Raw genomic sequence first — 12,951 nt, forward strand, 5'->3', positions numbered from 1 at the left:
CAACAGGCTGAATACGTGGCGCCGCGCAGTGAGCTGGAAGCGCGAATCGCTGGGATCTGGCAGGAGGTGCTTAAGGTCGAGCGGGTGGGGATGCAGGACAACTTCTTCGAGCTGGGCGGTCATTCGCTGCTGGCGACCCAGGTGATTTCTCGCATCCGCCAGACAGTGGGGCTTGACGCTGCGCTCAAGCAATTGTTCGAACACGCCCGGCTTGATGACTTCGTGCGCTCACTGAAACCCGCGCAAGGCGCACAACGCCCAGCGTTGGTGCCGGTTAAGCGTGAGGGCGGGGTACCGCTTTCTTATGCCCAGGAACGTCAATGGTTCCTCTGGCAGCTGGAGCCTGGCAGCGACGCTTACCATATTCCCCTGGCCTTGCGTCTGAACGGCGAACTGCGCCAGGACGTGCTCGAAAACTGCCTGCAAACCCTGGTACAGCGCCACGAAACCTTGCGCACCTGTTTTGCCGTGCAGGGCGAGCAGGTCATGCAGGTGATCGCGGCTCAGGCGCATGTGCCCTTGACCTGCGTCGAAGTTGCCAACCAAAACGAGCTGGCCATTGCCTTGCAGGAGGCGGTGCAGCAACCGTTCGACCTGATGGCAGGTCCGCTGCTCAGGGCATGGCTGGTATCGGTGCGGGGCCAAGAGCAGGTGTTGCTGCTCAACCTGCATCATATTGTGACCGATGCGTGGTCGATGCGAGTGCTGGCCAGCGAGCTGCTCGAACTGTACGCCGCTGCCTGTGAAGGGCGCGCGGCGCGTCTGGCTGTGCTACCTGTGCAATACGCCGATTATGCCCAGTGGCAGCGTCAGTGGCTGGAGGGCGGTGAGCGTGCGCGCCAGCTTGCGTACTGGACCGAGCGGATGGCCGGGGGCAGCACGGTGTTGCAGTTGCCCACCGACCGGGCGCGGCCAGCGGTGCAAAGTCATCGGGGGGCGCGGCACATGTTCGAGATTCCTCAGCCGCTGGCCAGTCAGTTGTTCAAGCTCGCCCACGCCGCTCGGGCCACGCCGTTCATGCTGCTGCTGGCCAGTTTCCAGGTGCTGCTGCACCGCTACAGCGGGCAGACGCAGATCCGCGTGGGGGTGCCGATTGCCAACCGCAACGTGCTGGAAACCGAAGGCTTGATCGGCTTTTTCGTCAATACCCAGGTCCATCAGGCCGAGTGCGCCGCGCATCTATCCTTCCGTGAATTGCTCAGCCAGGTGCGCATGCACGCCCTGCAGGGGCAGGACTATCAGGACCTGCCGTTCGAACAACTGGTCGATGCACTGCAACCTGAGCGTAGCCTCAGCCATACGCCCTTGTTCCAGGTCATGTACAACCACCGCGAGCGTGGCGCACGCGAGTTGGCCGGCCAACCGCTGGCCGGACTGCATATCGAAGAACTGTCATGGGACACCGGCACCGCGCAGTTCGACCTGACCCTGGACACCTATGAGTCCCAGGATGGACTGCGCGCCGCGCTGACCTATGCGACCGACTTGTTCGATGCGCAGACCATCACGCGCATGGCCGGCCACTGGTTGAACCTGTTGCAAGCGCTGTCCAGCGACATGGACCAGGCGCTGGGTGACCTGGTCATGCTGGAGGTTACCGAGCAGCAGGCCTTGTTGCCGGACTGGCAGCAGCAAGCCGATACCTGGCAGGGTGAGCTTGCGGTACACCAGCGTATCGCTCAATGGGCGCGCCAGACGCCGGATGCTCCGGCGGTGCAATGTGCTGGGCGGCAACTGAGCTATGCGCAACTCGATGCCCAGGCCAATGCGCTGGCCACTGTGCTGATCGAGCGCGGTGTGCGGCCCGAGACCCTGGTGGGTATCGCGCTGGCGCGCTCACTGGAGCTGATCGTCGGCTTGCTGGCGATCCACAAGGCTGGCGCCGCGTACGTGCCGCTGGACCCACAGTACCCCGCCGAGCGGCTTGCCTATTTGATCGAAGACTCCGGCATGGCCTTGCTACTGACCACTGAGGCGCTTGAGCCACAGTTACCGTTGCCAGCGCAGTTGCCGGTGTTGCTGCTCGAAGCCTGCGACCTGCAGCGCGTCGCCGCCGATCCTGGGATCGCCGTTGCCCCACGCAACCTCGCCTATGTGATCTACACCTCCGGCTCTACCGGCCAACCCAAGGGTGTGTGCGTTGAGCATGGACCGTTGGCCATGCATTGCCGGGCCATTGGTGAGCGTTACGAAATGAGCACCGCGGATTGCGAACTGCACTTCATGTCGTTCGCCTTCGACGGTGCGCATGAACGTTGGCTCACCAGCCTGACCCATGGTGCCCGCCTGCTGCTGCGCGATGAGCAGTTGTGGAGCCCTGAACAGACCTACCAGCAGATGCACGTGGCAGGAGTCAGCGTGGCGGCTTTCCCGCCCGCCTACCTGCAACAGTTGGCCGAACATGCCGAGCGCGACGGCAATCCGCCACCGGTTCGGGTCTACTGCTTCGGGGGCGATGCGGTGCCGCAGGCGAGCTATGCGTTGGCGCGCCGTGCACTTCGTCCGACCTGGATCATCAACGGCTACGGACCAACCGAAACGGTGGTGACGCCGCTGATCTGGAAGGCTGGCGTCGAGGATCACTGCCAGGCGGCTTATGCGCCTATCGGTAGCCGTATCGGCGAGCGCAGCACACTGGTGCTCGACGCTGGCCTGGCGTTGCTGCCTAGCCGTCTGCCCGGCGAACTCTATCTCGGTGGTAGCGGCGTCGCACGCGGCTATCTGCGTCGGCCGGCGTTGACCGCCGAACGTTTCGTGCCTGACCCGTACGGCCCGCCTGGTGCCCGCCTGTACCGCACCGGCGACTTGGTAAGCCGCCGCGAGGAGGGCGTGTTCGATTACCTCGGGCGGGTCGACAACCAGGTCAAGGTGCGTGGCTTTCGCATCGAGCTGGGCGAGATCGAGGCGATCCTGCAACGCCAGGCGCAGGTGCGCGAAGCGGTGGTGGTGGCGCGTGACCTGGGCCAGGGCGCACAGCTGGTGGCGTACCTGTTGGCAGATGCGTCGAGTCGCGACAGCGCCTGGCAGGCAGAGGCGCGGCTGACGATTCGCGCCGCCCTCAAGCAGACGTTACCGGGGTATATGGTGCCCAGCTTCCTGCTGTTCGTCGAACAGTGGCCGCTCACGCCCAACGGCAAGCTGGATCGCAAGGCCCTGCCCAACCCGGACCTCGATGGGTTGCAGCAGGCCTACCGTGCCCCGCAGAGCGCGCTGGAGCAGCAGGTGGCGCAGGCCTGGCAGCAGGTGCTGGGCGTGGCGCGCATCGGCCTGGATGACAACTTCTTCGAACTCGGTGGGCATTCCCTGCTTGCCACCCAGGTCACCTCGCAATTGCAGCAGCAACTGAGTGCGAACCTGGCCCTCGACCTGCTCTTCAAGGCCGAAACCCTGGCCGACTACAGCCAGGCCGTCGCGGCCTGTGTGAACGGCAAGCTGGATGAAGATATGAGCGATATGCACGCATTTCTCGCTGAACTGGAGGCGAACTGATGGCTGGGTTGGACAATGTTGCGCTGGTACAGCGTTTTCTCAAGCTGCCGCTGGAGCAACGCAAGGCGTTTCTCGACAAGCTTGCCAGCAAAGGCATGAGCCTGGGGCAACTGCCGATCCCCGCCAACTGCGCCTGCGTGGAGCGTCCTGAGGCATCGTATGCCCAGCAGCGTCAGTGGTTCCTCTGGCACCTTGAGCCAGACAGTGCGGCCTACCACATGCCCGTGGCGTTGCGCTTGCGCGGGCCCCTCGATCTGCCGGCACTGGAGCGCAGTTTCAGCGCCTTGCTGGAGCGCCACCCAACCCTGCGCAGTCGTTTCGAGCAACACGACGAGCAGTTGTTGCAAGTGGTCATGCCGGCGACGGCATTGACCATTGGCCAGGTACACATTGCCCGAGCAGAGCACGCTGCGCCGGTCGAGGCGCAGATCGAGCGCTTCATCGAAGAGCACTGCGCCGAGCCCTTCGATCTGGCCACCGGACCGCTGCTGCGGGTGAGGCTGCTGCACCTCGGTGAGCAGGAAGAACTCTTGTTGATCGTCATGCATCACATCGTATCGGACGGCTGGTCCATGGCGCTGATGGTCGACGAGTTGATGGCCTTGTATGCCGGTTTTGCGAGTCAGACCCCGGTGAGCCTGCCAGCGTTGGCGATCCAGTACGGTGATTACGCCCTGTGGCAACGTCGCTGGATGGAGGCCGGCGAGCGTGATCGGCAGCTTGATTACTGGCTGCATCAGCTCGGCCGCGAGCAGGTGTTGCTGGAGTTGCCGACCGACTACCCGCGTCCGGCTCAACAGAGCCTGCGCGGCGCGCGCGTCGACCTGCAACTGCCGTTAGCGCAGGTCCAGGCGGTCCGCAAGCTGGCCCAGGCACACAATGGCACGCCGTTCATGGTGCTGCTGGCCGCCTTCCAGGCGCTGCTGCACCGTTACACCGGCCAAGGCGATATCCGTGTGGGCGTTCCCATCGCCAATCGACAGCGAAGCGAGACTGCCGGGCTGATCGGGTTTTTCGTCAACACCCAGGTGATGCGCGCGCAACTGGATGGCCGGATGAGCTTCGATGACCTGCTACGTCAGGTGCGCGAGACCAGCGCGGGTGCCCAGGCGCACCAGGATCTACCGTTCGAGCATCTGGTCGAGGCCCTGCAACCTGAGCGAAACCTTAGCCATGGCGCGCTTTTCCAGGTCTTGCACAGTCACCGTCAGCAGACGCCGCGTGCGGCTACCCAGGCGCTTGGCCTGAGCGTCGAGCCGCACGTGCTGCAAACACGTACGAGCAAGTTCGACCTGACCCTAGAAACGCTCGAGCACGCCGACGGTATCAGCGCTTCGTTGATCTATGCCTGCGACCTGTTCAGTGCCGCCACTGCCCAGCGTATGGCCGGGCATTGGTCTGAACTGTTGCAGAGCATGCTCGATAACCCAGCTGGGAGGATTTCCGAGGTCTGCCTGGGTGACCTGGCTGAGCGCCAGACCCAGCAGGCCTTGTGCCAGGGCCAACCCTTGATGCCCCGGCAGCCGTCGGTACTGGGGTTGTTTCGTGAGCAGGTGGCGCGCTATCCGCAGCGGCTGGCACTGGTGGCCGGTGACGCGCAACTTAGTTTTGCCGAACTTGACCGACTTAGCGATGTGCAGGCCCAGCACCTGCTGGCGGCAGGTGTGGTGCCCGAGCAGGTGGTGGCGATTGCCGCGCCGCGCTCGGCGGGCTGGTTGGTGGCGCTGCTGGCCGTGCTCAAGTCAGGCGGCACTTACGTGTCACTGGACTTGGATACCCCTATCGAGCGCCAGCGTCAGTTGCTCGAAGACAGTCGTGCGCGGATTTTGCTCGACCAGGGTAGTGCGCTGGCGAGCTTGGACCACGGGCTGACAGTGCTGGCTATGGGCGCGGCGGCTCACGATCCGTTGCATGCCAAGCCCTTGCCGCAAGGGCAGGGCGATGCGGCGGCTTACGTGGTGTTCACGTCCGGGTCCAGTGGTCGGCCCAAGGGCGTGGTGGTGAGTCATGGTGCGTTGCTCAACTATGTCGAAGGGATGCTTGCGCGCATCGACCTGGAGGGGGTTGAGCGTATGGCGATGGTTTCCACCGTCGCCGCCGACCTGGGCTACACCCTGTTGTTCGGGGCATTGTGCAGCGGCCGCACCTTGCATCTGCTGGATCGCGAGCGGGTGACCGATGCGCAGGCGTTTGCCCGCTACATGGATGAACAGCGCATCGATGCCCTGAAGATCGTGCCTTCGCACCTGGAGGCCCTGCTCAAGGTTGAGGATCCGGTGCGTTGCCTGCCGCAGCGCTGTCTGGTACTCGGCGGAGAGGCGTGCTCGGATGGGCTGATGACGGAGTTGGCGCGCCTGGCACCTGCTTTGCAGGTGTACAACCACTACGGCCCGACCGAAACCACCGTGGGCGTGCTTGCCGGCAGGCTGCAACTGGGCGGACGCGGGACTGCCGTGCTGGGCCAGGCGCTGGCCAACAGCCAACTGTACGTGCTCGATGCCGGGCTCACTGCGCAGCCCTTTGGCGTAATCGGGGAGCTGTACATCGCCGGCGCTGGATTGGCGCGTGGTTATCTGGGGCAAGCGGGCCTGACGGCCGAGCGTTTCGTGCCAGACCCGTTTGCCGCCGATGGGCGGCGTATGTACCGCAGCGGTGATCAGGTGCGGCTCGGCGACGCGGGGCTGGAGTACCGCGGCCGGGTGGATGATCAGGTCAAGATCAGGGGGTATCGGGTCGAGCCCGGCGAGATCGCGATTGCCTTGCGTCAACTGCCGGGAGTGGCCGAAGCCCTGGTGCTCGCCCGACAGGTGCGCAGTACCCGGCAGTTGGTCGCCTACGTCGTGCCTGAACAGGCGGGGGCGACGTCGGAACAGCAGTTGAAGTCCGACCTTCACAAGCGCCTGCCGGACTACATGGTGCCCGCGCATCTGGTGCTGCTCGATGCCCTGCCGCTCAACGCCAATGGCAAGGTTGACCGCGCAAGCTTGCCAGAACCTACCCTCGCCACGCGCCAGGCCGATTGGCAAGCGCCGCTAGGGGCCATGGAGCAGGGTATCGCGCAACTGTGGGCAAGCCTGCTGAAAGTCGAACGCGTCGGGCGCCAGGACAACTTTTTCGAACTCGGCGGCGACTCGATCGTGTCGATCCAGTTGGTCAGTCGGGCCCGTCAGGCAGGCATGCGCTTTACCGCCAAGCAACTGTTCCAGCATCAGACCGTTCAGGGGCTGGCCTCGGTGGCGCTGTGGGACGCGCCAGGCAGCGTAGGCGAGCAGGGGGCTGTGACAGGCAGCGCACCGCTGCTGCCGATCCAGCAGGCGTTCTTCGACGCTGAGCACTGTGAACCGCACCACTGGAACCAGTCGGTGCTGTTGCAGCCGCTGCAACGGCTCGACGCAACCGTCCTGGGCCAGGCGCTGGAGGCGCTGATCGCGCAGCATGATGCCCTGCGCCTGCGCTTCAGTTCGACGCACGAGGGTTGGCAGGCCAGCTTTTCGCAAGCAGCACCCAGCGCGGTGCTGTGGCAAGCCGAGGTGGCCGATGCCACGGCACTCGAAGCCTTGGCCCAACAAGCCCAGCGCAGTCTCGACACCGCTCAGGGGCCGCTCTTGCGCGCGGTACTGGCGAGCCTGGCGGACGGCCAGCAACGCCTGTTGCTGGTGATTCATCATCTGGTGGTCGATGGGGTTTCCTGGCGCATTTTGTTCGAGGACCTGCAACAGGCTTACCAGCAGCTAGCGCGCGGAGCTGAGGTGCGTCTGCCATCGAAGACCAGCTCGGTGCGCCAGTGGGGCGAACGTCTGCTCGTCGAGGCCGGTAACCCGGCCCGGGTCAGCGAATTGGCCTTCTGGCAGGCACAGCTTGCCGGTGCACACGATCAATTGCCGTGCCGTAACCCGGCAGGCAGTCGACAGAACCGTGTGCTTCGGCACGTTGGCTCGCAGTTGGAGCAGGCGGCGACACGTCAGTTGCTGCAACAGGCCCCGGCGGCCTACCGCACGCAGGTCAACGACTTGTTGCTCACGGCGCTGGCGCGCGCGCTCCAAGCCTGGAGCGGGCATCCGGGGGCCTTGGTGCAACTTGAGGGACACGGGCGCGAGGCGTTGTTCGACGATATCGACCTGACGCGTACCGTGGGCTGGTTCACCTGCAAGTACCCTGTGCACCTGCGAGCGCACGGTGGCCTTGGCGACTGTATCAAGGCGATCAAGGAGCAACTTCGTGCGATCCCCGACAAGGGCGTAGGGTTTGGCATCCTGCGTTACCTGGGCGAGCGTTCGGTACGCGAGGCCCTGGCGGCGCTGCCCGCGCCGCGCATCACCTTCAACTACCTGGGCCAGTTCGACAGCAGCTTCGATGCTCAGGATACGCAAGCACTGCTTCGTCCGGCGCCGGAGTCAGCCGGCGACGAACAGAGCCCGCTGGCAGTGATGGGCAACTGGCTGACGCTGACTGGGCAGGTGTACGACGGTTGCCTGAGCCTGGCCTGGAGTTACAGTGGCGAGGTCTTCGAGGATGCGGCCGTGCAGCAACTGGCCGACATCTACCTGGCCGAGCTGCAAGGGGTGATCGACCACTGCCTGAGCGCAGGTGCTGGCGGGCCGACACCTTCGGACTTCCCGCTGGCGCGCCTTGCGCAGGCGCAGCTCGATAAGTTGCCGGTGGACGTGCGAGCCATCGACGACCTCTATCCGCTGGCACCGATGCAACAGGGCATGCTGTTCCATACCTTGTACGCCCGTGATGGCGGTGACTACATCAACCAGTTGCGGGTCGATGTCGAGGGGTTGGTGCCCGAGCGCTTCCGTGCAGCCTGGCAGCGCTGCATGGACGAGCACGAGATTCTGCGCACCGGGTTCATCTGGGAGGGCGAACTGGATGCACCGCTGCAGGTGGTGATGCGCGGGGTCCAGGTACCGTTCGAGGTGCGTGACCTGCGCGGGCTGGCCGACCTGCCGAGGCAGCTGGAGGCGATCGCCGCCGAGCAGCTCGCGCTTGGTTTCGAATTGGGCCAGGCCCCACTGTTGCGCCTTCTGCTGGTGCGCACCGAGGATGAGCGCTATCACCTGGTCTATACCCATCACCATATCCTCATGGATGGCTGGAGCAGTTCGCAGTTGCTGGGCGAGGTGCTCCAGCACTACCGTGGCCAGGCGCCGGCAAGCCGTGTCGGGCGCTACCGGGATTACATCCGCTGGCTGCAGAGCCAGGACCAGGCTGCCGACCAGGCCTTCTGGACTGACCAGTTGCAACGCTTGGACGAGCCGACTCGTCTGGCCGATGCGGTCATTCGTCCGACCGCCCCAGGCCAGGGTCAAGGGGCCTGGCATCTGGCGATCGATAGCCACATCACCCGCCAGTTGGGTGAGTTCGCCCGACAGCAGAAAGTCACCCTCAACACCCTGGTGCAAGCCGCGTGGTTGCTGCTGCTGCAACGCTACACCGGCAAGCGCAGTGTCTGCTTCGGCGCCACGGTGGCTGGGCGGCCTGCGCATCTGGCCGGTATCGAACGCCAGGTGGGGTTGTTCATCAATACCCTGCCGGTGGTCGCAGAGCCCTGCTCGGAACAGCCGGTCGGGGAATGGCTACAGCAGGTGCAAAACCTCAACCTGGCCGTGCGCGAGCACGAGCACACCCCGTTGTTCGAGATCCAGCGCTGGGCCGGGCAGGGCGGTGCTGGGTTGTTCGACACCTTGCTGATCTTCGAGAACTACCCGGTGTCCGAGGCCCTGGCTGACGCGGAGCAGAACGACCTGCGCTTCGGTGCGGTTCGCAGCCACGAGCAGACCAACTACCCGCTGGCATTGCTGGTAGGCCTGGGGGATAGCCTTTCGCTTGAATTCAGCTTCGCACGTACGCATTTCGCCGACGCCACCATCAAGCAGATGGCGACGCACCTGCGGGCACTGCTCTGCGGCATGTTGGCAGGCGCCCAGCGGCCGTTGGCCGAACTTGAGCTGCTTGAGCGCGATGAGCGCCAGGCACTGTTGCAGCGCTACAACGCCACCGCCTGCGAGCATGACCTGGAACTGGACATCGCGCGGCGCTTCGAGGCGCAGGTGCAGGTCCGCGGCGATGCCCTGGCGGTGGTATTCGCTGACCAGCACCTCAGTTATGCCGAACTCGACCGGCGTGCCAACCAGTTGGCGCATGCCCTGGTTGGCAGAGGAGTGGGGCCTGATGTCGCGGTGGGTATCGCGGTGGAGCGGAGCCTGGACATGATCATCGGCCTGTTGGCCGTGCTCAAGGCGGGCGGCGCTTATATCCCGCTGGACCCGGCCTATCCCCAAGACCGCCTGGCGCACATGATCGAGGACAGCGGCATGCACCTGTTGCTGACTCAGCGCCACCTGCACGAGCGTCTGCCGATGCCGAGCGGTATGCAGGTGATGCTGCTCGATGACGCCGAACAACGCTATGCCGGGCAGTCGTGCAGCCGTCCGGCAGTGAAGGTCGCCCCGCAGCACCTGGCCTATGTCATTTACACCTCAGGGTCCACCGGCAAGCCCAAAGGCGTCATGGTGCCGCACGGGGCGCTGGTGAACTTCGCCCTCAGCATGGCGGCTCGTCCGGGGCTGGTGGAGGGCGAACGGATGCTGTCGTTGACCACCTTCTCGTTCGACATCTTTGGGCTGGAGCTGTATGTGCCATTGCTGGTCGGTGCCTGCGTGGTGATGGCAGAGAAGGCGACTACCCAGGACCCGCAGGCGGCCCTGGCACTCATCGAACACGCCAATATCGATGTGTTGCAGGCCACGCCTTCGACGTGGCGCATGCTGGTCGATGATGTGCGTGCCGATGTGCTGCGCGGGCGCCGTCTGCTGTGCGGGGGCGAGGCACTGGCTGAGGAACTGGCGCAGCGCATGCTGGCCCTGGATACCCAAGTCTGGAACCTCTACGGTCCGACTGAAACCACCATCTGGTCTGCGCTCCAGCAGCTCACGACAGACGCTCCCAAGCCTTGGCTGGGCGGGCCGATCGATAACACCCGGCTGTTTCTGCTCGATGGCCAGTTGCAGGCCAATCCGTGCGGCGTGGCCGGCGAACTGCTGATTGGTGGTCACGGCCTGGCGCGTGGCTACCTCAACCGGCCTTCACTGACGGCTGAACGCTTCGTGCCGGACCCTTTCGGCAACGGTGGGGAGCGTCTATACCGTACGGGCGATCTGGCGCGGCATCGCCCCGATGGCGTGATCGAATACCTTGGTCGGATCGACCATCAGGTGAAGATCCGCGGTCATCGCATCGAACTGGGCGAAATCGAGGCGCGCCTACTGGAACATGCCGAGGTGCGTGAGGCCGCGGTACTCGCTCAGGACGGGCCAGGCGGGGCGCAGTTGGTGGCCTACATGGTACCGGCGAATTCGGCGTGGCTGGGCGAGCCGGCGGCACGCCAGCTTGAGCGACGCGACCTGTTGCGCGCCTGGCTGCGTGAAGCACTGCCCGAATTCATGGTGCCTGCGCACTTGCTGATGCTCGAGCGTTTCCCCAGAACGCCCAACGGCAAGCTTGACCGAAAGGCGCTGCCGTCGGTGGAGCAGGGCCAGTTACGCAAGGCTTATCGCGCGCCGCAGGAGCCCGTTGGCCAGGACCTTGCGCGGATCTGGTCAGCGGTACTGCAGGTGCGCCAGGTGGGGTTGGATGACAACTTCTTCGACCTGGGCGGGCATTCGTTGCTGGCGACACAGGTGGTGGTCAGAGTGCGCAACGAGTTGCGTGTCGACGTACCGCTGCGGGTGTTGTTCGAGTCTGCCGACTTGGCGGCGTTCGCCGAGCAGGTGCAGGCGCTGCGCCAGGGAGCGGCTTCGGTCGATGAAGAACTGGCTAAATCTTTGGAGGCCCTCAAACGTTTATCAAGCGTTGAATTGGAGAAGCTAATTTCCGAGTGAGGGTTTTGCGGTGCAAGCGTTGATCGATTCGGTAGGTAGGTTGTCGCAGAACGAGCGCAAGGCGCTGGCGGTTCTGCTCAAGCAAAAAGGTATCAACCTGTTTGCCGTGGTCCCCGTCTTCAAGCGCCAGCCAGACGAGCCGCTGCTGTTGTCCTACGCACAAGAGCGGCAATGGTTCCTCTGGCAGTTGGAGCCTTTGAGTACGGCGTACCATATTCCTGCCGCGTTGCGCTTGCGCGGCGCCCTGGATGTAGACGCGCTGGAGCGTAGCCTGCAAGCGTTGCTGGAGCGTCACGAAAGCCTGCGCACGGTGTTTGTCGAAGACGCGCAGGGCACCCGCCAGCAGGTGCTGGATCAGGCCGGTCTGGTACTGGGGCGGCATGCCTTGCCGGCGAACGTTGCCGCGCAAGCGCGTGAGGCCTGGGTGCTGGACTTCGTGGCGAGCAACAGTGCGCAACTGTTCGACCTTGGGAAAGGGCCGCTGTTGCGCGCTGACCTGTTGCGCCTGGGCGATGACGAGCATGTGCTGCTGCTGACCTTGCACCACATCATTACCGACGGCACCTCGATGCAGGTCATGATCGAGGAGCTGGTGACGTTGTATGCCGCGTTCAGCCAGGGGCAGGTCGCCGATCTGCCGGCTCTGCCCGTGCAGTATGCCGACTATGCCCTGTGGCAGCGTCAGTGGATGGAGGCTGGGGAGCGCGAGCGGCAGTTGGATTACTGGCGCGAGCAACTGGCTGGCGAGCAGTCGGTGTTGGCCTTGCCCACCGACCGTGCGCGGCCTGCGGAGCAGTCGTTGCGTGGTGGGCGGCATACCGTTGTGCTGCCGGCAGCGCTGGAGCAGGGGCTCAAGGTGCTGGCCCAGCAGGAGAACGTCACACTGTTCCAGTTGTTGCTGGCGTCGTACCAAACCTTGCTGCATCGCTACAGTGGCCAGGCTGACATTCGTGTCGGCGTGCCCACGGCAAACCGCAATCGCGGCGAGATCGAGCGGCTGATCGGTTTCTTTGCCAATACCCAGGTACTCAAGGCTGACTTCAGCCAGCGGTCTAGCGTGCGCGAGCTGTTGCAGCAAGTCCGCGGCACGGCTTTGCAGGCCCAGGCTCACCAGGACTTGCCGTTCGAGCAACTGGTCGAGGCGCTACAGCCGGAGCGTAGCCTTAGTCATACCCCGCTGTTCCAAGTCATGTTCAATCACCAGCGTGACGCCCGGGTGGTGATGCCTGCGACCAGTGTGGCGTTGCAGGTGCAAGCCTTGCAGTGGGACCGGTGCACTGCACAGTTCGACCTGACGCTCGATACATTTGAAGGGGACAATGGGCTGTCGGCCAGCTTCACTTATGCCACCGACCTGTTCGATGCCAGCCGCATCGAGCGTATGGCGGGTCACTGGTTGAACCTGTTGCAGGCCATGGTCGCCAACCCCGAGGCCCGCGTGGCGGAACTGCCGATGTTGGCCAGTGGCGAGCGTGAGCAATTGCTGCACGGCTTCAACGCCACGGCCACCGAGTACCCGCTGGATACCCCGGTGCAACGCCTGATCGAGGCGCAGGTGGCGCGTACCCCGGATGCC

General features: G+C 64.5%; 3 protein-coding genes. All 3 read left to right on the plus strand.

Features of this window, described 5'->3' with window-relative positions:
- The coding region (locus ACNFIC_RS23735) for an amino acid adenylation domain-containing protein (RefSeq protein WP_416782264.1) at positions 1–3,489 on the plus strand (3,489 nt) is incomplete at its 5' end.
- Positions 3,489–11,375, plus strand: a complete 7,887-nt coding sequence (locus ACNFIC_RS23740) for an amino acid adenylation domain-containing protein (RefSeq protein WP_416782265.1) — start codon at positions 3,489–3,491, stop codon at positions 11,373–11,375. The genes ACNFIC_RS23735 and ACNFIC_RS23740, both read left to right, overlap by 1 nt.
- A 10-nt stretch (positions 11,376–11,385) precedes the next feature.
- A partial coding sequence (locus ACNFIC_RS23745; RefSeq protein WP_416782267.1) for a condensation domain-containing protein occupies positions 11,386–12,951 on the plus strand: 1,566 nt, incomplete at its 3' end.

Source organism: Pseudomonas sp. NY15463 (assembly GCF_048068415.1).
In the GTDB taxonomy this organism is placed as follows: Bacteria; Pseudomonadota; Gammaproteobacteria; order Pseudomonadales; family Pseudomonadaceae; genus Aquipseudomonas; species Aquipseudomonas mosselii_C.

Bases quoted from the DNA above. Each gene is read 5' to 3' on its own strand.
- ACNFIC_RS23740 (WP_416782265.1), top strand. From the start codon at position 3,489: ATGGCTGGGTTGGACAATGTTGCGCTGGTACAGCGTTTTCTCAAGCTG.